At 39.1% G+C, this 3,917-nt stretch carries 4 protein-coding genes; all 4 read left to right on the top strand.

Annotation, left to right across the window (positions count from 1 at the left end):
• The 4 genes from tnpB to AC1P5O_RS16200 all read left to right on the top strand — a co-directional run bounded on the left by tnpB (position 1) and on the right by AC1P5O_RS16200 (position 3,793).
• Positions 1-177 carry an IS66 family insertion sequence element accessory protein TnpB gene (tnpB, locus tag AC1P5O_RS16215; RefSeq protein ID WP_499006397.1) on the top strand — a complete coding sequence of 59 codons (177 nt, stop codon included), beginning with the start codon at positions 1-3 and terminating at the stop codon, positions 175-177.
• A 74-nt stretch (positions 178-251) separates the two neighbouring features.
• A complete protein-coding gene (gene tnpC, locus AC1P5O_RS16210; protein ID WP_005095133.1) occupies positions 252-1,856 on the top strand; it encodes an IS66 family transposase in 1,605 nt (534 codons plus the stop codon).
• A gap of 569 nt (positions 1,857-2,425) precedes the next feature.
• Positions 2,426-2,932, top strand: a complete 507-nt coding sequence (locus tag AC1P5O_RS16205) for a GNAT family N-acetyltransferase (RefSeq protein ID WP_004278676.1) — start codon at positions 2,426-2,428, stop codon at positions 2,930-2,932.
• Between the two features lie 105 nt (positions 2,933-3,037).
• Positions 3,038-3,793 (top strand): condensation domain-containing protein, encoded by a 756-nt coding sequence (locus AC1P5O_RS16200; RefSeq protein WP_005095136.1) that lies wholly within the window; start codon positions 3,038-3,040, stop codon positions 3,791-3,793.
• Positions 3,794-3,917 lie beyond the last annotated feature (124 nt).

Here is a 3,917-nt window from a genome sequence, read left to right as displayed (position 1 = left end):
GTGCATGATGGACTGGGTATCTGGCTGTGTGCCCGGCGGCTGGAACAGGGGAAATTCCACTGGGCTAAAGTTCACCAGGGTGAAAGTATGGCGATCAGCCCGGAGCAGTTACAGGCACTGATCCAGGGTTTGCCCTGGCAAAGAATCGGACTGCAGCAAGTGGTAACAATGCTCTAAACCAGGCTCATCCATTCTGCTATTCTCCAAACGTTCTATTTCCTCTGCATCATGACCTCAGGCATACTGCGGTCATGAATACGCTGCCTGATTTAAGCCAACTGACCCATGAACAACTGCTGGAATTTACCAGACAGTTGGCGATGCAGCATCAGTCTCTGGCACAATCTAAACAACAACTGGAACAATCAAATCAGCAATTAGATTCTAAAGTTCAACATCTTTCTATTCTCAATCAAAAATACGAGCATGAGCTTGCACTATTTAAACAGCATAAATTCGGCAGTAAAAACGAACATCTAACCGTAAAACAAATCCATCTCTGGGATGAAGCGGTTGAAGAAGATATTGCAGCGGTTGATCTGGAACTGGAACGACTGAATGCAGATAAAACCAATGCAGCTGCACAGAAAGCCCCAGTCAACAAACCTAAACGTCGGCTGTTGCCAGATCATCTACACACCCTCCGTATTGAGCATGAACCTGCATCAACCCAATGCAGTTGTGGCTGTACCTTGCGTCGTATCGGTGAAGATGTCAGTGAAAAACTGAATTTCAGACCGGCACAGTTCTATAAGGAACAGCATGTGCGTGGTAAATGGGTCTGTGATCAGTGTGACACTCTGACTCAGCAAGCGATGCCAGCCTATGTGATTGATAAAGGCATTGCTTCACCTGAATTGCTTAGCCATGTGCTGGTGTCAAAGTATGCCGATCATTTGCCTTTGTACCGTCAACGTCAAATCTTTCTACGCGCAGGTGTTGATCTGTCTAGATCAACGTTATCTGACTGGATTGGCCGCTGTGGGGTGGAACTGGAACCTCTGGCCAATGCCTTAAAACAGGTGGTACTGCAACAGCAGGTGATCCATGCAGATGAAACACCGGTGACGGTCATGCAGATGGGTGAAAATGAGAAAAAGCCCAAAAAAGGTTATGTCTGGGCCTATGCCAGCACACAGTACAATCCAGTTCAGGCAGTGATCTATGACTTTCAAGATAGCCGTTCTGGCCAGCATGCTGAAGACTTCCTGAAAGGCTGGCAGGGTCATTTGGTCTGTGATGATTACAGTGGTTATAAAGCACGCTTTAGATCAGGTCAGGTCATTGAGGTGGGCTGCATGGCACATGCACGTCGTAAATTCCATGAACTACATGTGACCAAGAAAAGTCAGGTCGCTGAACAGGCATTAGTGCTGATTCAGAAATTATATGCGATAGAAGCAGAATTAAGAAAAAAGACGGATGGTACAGCGGAAGACCGCTGCGAATACCGACAACAGCATAGTCAACCGGTCATGCAACAACTATATGAATGGCTCAACCAACATCAGCTGACGGTGCCATCGAGTTCTCCAACCGCCCGGGCGATCAATTACAGCCTAAAACGTTGGACTGCTTTAAGCCGCTATCTGGATGATGGCAATCTACCCATTGACAATAATTGGATAGAGAACCAAATGCGTCCCTGGGCCTTGGGGCGTAAGAACTGGCTATTTGCAGGTTCGCTGCGCAGTGGTCAACGAGCTGCCAATATCATGACTTTAATCCAGTCAGCAAAGCTGAATGGCTTGGATCCGTATGCCTATTTAAGTGATGTGCTGAAAAGGTTGCCAACACATAAAGTGCCCCAAATAGAAGAATTACTACCTCACCGCTGGAAACCTGAACCCCGTTAAAACTTGGCGATGGCGTTCAGCGGATGCTTACAGAGGAAGTGCTAATTTAATCATTTATTAGATAAAGTTAAATTAACTTTTTATGTAATTGGGCATGAAATTTGCAAATATGAATAAACGTTAGATGTATGTGAGATCTTATTTGTATTTTATCCCCAAGAGGTCTTCGAGACTTTAAAATTGTGATTAAGATCTAGCAATATAAAATGAAGAGGTTGTTATGATTTCAAATGTTTTAATTTTAAAAAACCACTAGTGTAAAATGGTTTGATGTGAGGGGTATGTATTTTTATAAAGTTGAGTTTTTTGAATTTCAACGTGTTAAATATATTTTAATTTTTTTGTTTTTTATAGTGCTAATTATTTGAAAGTGTAAATTATTAACTTGAGGGTGGTTTGGTTGTAATTATGGGTTCGGATAAGTTGGTGGTTTAAATTGTTTAATTTTATTGAAATAAAGACCCAATATGGCTGAATAATATATTGGTTATATTGAAATGTTTAAAGTATCGAGTTGTTAGTTAAATTAATTATCTACTACTTTTAGAAGAATTCTTTAGAGGTGTTAAATGAGTCAAGGTTTGGATGAAATAGAGGTACGTCTTACTATAGAAGAAGACTGGGAAATTCTTAAAACAGTTCGTTTGGAGTCACTTCTAGATAGTCCCGATGTTTTTTCTGCCACTTATGCCATTGTTGAGAAATATAGTGAATCTGAATGGCGTGATAGGGCTGCGCATAAAACTAAATATCAATATATTTTAGCAATCAAAGATGCCCAAGCTATTGGGATTGTTGGCGGGATACAAAATTCAGCTCATGATTTTAACTTAGTGGCGATGTGGGTAAATCCTAAATTTCGTGGAAAGGGAATTGCAGATATTTTGATCTCTACTATTAAGGAGCTAGCGATTTCTAAAGGGCACAATAGGATTGTATTAAGTGTATCACCTGGAAACTCTAGAGCTGTTGATGTTTATTCTAGACATGGTTTTGTTTTTATATCTGAGTGGGAGGTTTTACCACTTAGTTCTGGTGAAAAAAATCAAAAAATGGAATGTTCCGCATTATTTTAATTTGCATTAGGAACTGGTCAAAAATCAAAATGTGCCAGATTATATTCTACTATTTAGTAGGTGAATATGTTGAGTACTATTAAATTAATTTTGGAAGTATAATTAATGAAGTCATTAATTAAAAATTCAACTAACTTTTTTCCTCTTTCATTTGAACAAGAGCAATTTCTGTCCAAGGAGGAGGTCAAATGTGTTAATGAATTTAATAATATATCTGCGATGACTCGACTAATTGGGCAAGTTCAAATACCAGAGATGCTAGCTGCCTTGAATGAAATTGTGCGTCGTCATGAGATATTTCGTACCACATTTAATATATCTGACCAGTTTTTAGTACAAACCATTGCAGCACAATTTGAAATAGAATTACCTGTTGTTGATTTCATGGAATTTTCATTGGATGAGAGAGATGTACAAGTTCAACAGTACATTAAGAATGAAGTTCATAGTCAATTTAATCTATCCTCAGGTCCACTGTTCCGTGTATTTTTACTAAAGTTGGCATCAGAAGAATATATATTATTGTTTATAGTGCATCATATTATTTTTGATATTTCTTCTTTTGAAGTCTTAAATAAAGAATTGAGTACATTATATACAGCGTATGTTCAAAATATTCCTTCACCTTTATCTGAGTTGAGTATTCAATATGCCGACTATGCTCAATGGCAGCATCAACATTTAAATGAGATGGAATTAAAGCGGCAAAGTGCTTATTGGAGTAAAAATCTAGAAGGATGTTCTGCACTACTAAATTTACCATTAGATAGACAGCGACCAGCAATCCAATGTTTTAATGGGGCTAGTTATAGATTTGATATACATGAAACCATTGTAACAAGCTTAAAGGAGACATGTTGAACCGTACCGGGTTTGTCGGAGACTTTTTTATTTAAGTTAGGCCACCTGACCTAACGGGTTAATCTTATCATAGTACATTGCTTCAAACTCAAAAGGCGATACATAACCCAGTGCACTGTGTACA

The sequence above is a fragment of the Prolinoborus fasciculus genome (assembly GCF_056724605.1).
Note: the sequence above shows the minus strand (reverse complement) of the source record. Positions and strands in the feature narration are given on the sequence as shown.